The following is a 1,062-nucleotide window of genomic DNA, read 5'->3' on the forward strand; positions in this document are numbered from 1 at the left end:
CCCGAATTGTCAAATCAAGTGCAACATACCTGACCTATCCTTAAGCATTGGCCTAGTTAATCAAAGTCTGGCAAGATATCCATCGCTGACTTATAACCTAGGATCTTACGTGGTCGTTGGTTGAGTGCATCTTGGATAGCTTGGATTAACGAGAGTGTTAGGGATTTCATTGACTTGCCCTTAGGGATGAACTCCCTGATCAACTGGTTTTGATTCTCATTAGTCCCTCGTTCCCAAGGTGAATATGGGTGTGCGAAATAGACCGTTGTCCCTTGTACCTTGGACAAGTCGGCGAACTCAGAACCGTTGTCGAACGTTAGCGTTTTAAAGTGCTTTGGACCGTAATCATCAATCGCGTCTTGAACCGCTTGGCGACAAGTGTCGGCGTGATAATTCGCAATCTTGAGGATGATTTCATAACGGCTAACACGTTCCGTCAAAGTCAACAGGGCTGGTTCACTGGCAACCCGTTTACCCTTGACCAGGTCACCTTCCCAGTGACCGATTTCAGTCCGGTCATTAGCGGTAGCTGGACGGTCTTCAATGGATTTACCTAGGGCCCGTTTATTCTTACGTTGATGAGTTTTGTGACCTGATCTCACATGGCGGCGAAGCTTCATCGGCAGGTCGCTATTCGTCACATCTAGTAGCCCGGCATCGATGTAGCGATAGACAGTCGGCGTTGACGGGCAAGGACGATCTGGCCAAGCCATTTTGTACTTATGAACGCAGGTGTCGACGCTCTGTTCCCGAGGCTTTTTATGGAGCTCGCTGGTTAAGTAATCGAAGAACTTGGGCGCCTTATCTGTCCAGCTAACCGCATGACAAGCGGCACGGCGGTCGCCGTGAAGTATTTGGGCCGTCTCGGCGTAGTAAACGTGGTAAGGCTTGTGATTAGCGCCAATTTGACGGGTGGCGCCACGATTGAGTTCACGCGTGATAGTACTCCGGTCGCGATGAAGCTTTTTGGCAATCTGACTAGCGGGCCAATTTTCATTGTGAAGGGCCATAATTTCGCCTCGTTCGCATGGTTGGAGTTGTTGGTAAGTTCTAGACGTGGTA

1 protein-coding gene is annotated in these 1,062 nt (G+C 49.5%); it reads right to left on the reverse strand.

What is annotated here, in order from left to right:
* Nucleotides 1–56: 56 nt before the first annotated feature.
* The coding region (locus FC65_RS10805; protein WP_056972749.1) for an IS30 family transposase at nt 57–1,062 on the reverse strand (1,006 nt) is incomplete at its 5' end.

Source organism: Ligilactobacillus acidipiscis DSM 15836, assembly GCF_001435755.1.
Classification (GTDB): Bacteria; Bacillota; Bacilli; order Lactobacillales; family Lactobacillaceae; genus Ligilactobacillus; species Ligilactobacillus acidipiscis.